The sequence below is a fragment of the Psychrobacter sp. Sarcosine-02u-2 genome (assembly GCF_002836335.1).
Lineage (GTDB): Bacteria > Pseudomonadota > Gammaproteobacteria > Pseudomonadales > Moraxellaceae > Psychrobacter > Psychrobacter faecalis.
Genome location: NZ_PJBX01000094.1, coordinates 1 through 266, shown reverse-complemented (window position 1 = coordinate 266; position 266 = coordinate 1). Strand labels below are relative to the sequence as shown.

Below are 266 nucleotides of genomic sequence, written 5' to 3'. Positions count from 1 at the left end.
CACTAACCCAGCAGCAAGACTTTATGGGACTTAGCGTCCAAGCTGTAGACGGTGTCGTATACTCACTACCCTATACTGATGAGAACCTTCAGCACTTTAGTTCAAGCAAAGGCAGAACCAAAGAGGCGCCCTATCCACAAATGCGTTCGGTATGCCTGATCAATACTGACACGCATGAGATCATTGACACAACCCTTGGAGATATGGGTCAAGGAGAGATCACCTTAGCCCGTCAGCTAAACGTTCAAGACAATAGCATTACGCTA

At 47.0% G+C, this 266-nt stretch carries 1 pseudogene; it reads left to right on the top strand.

Going from position 1 to position 266, the window contains the following annotated elements:
* Positions 1 to 266, top strand: a pseudogene (locus tag CXF58_RS13910) (DDE transposase); the annotation flags it as partial.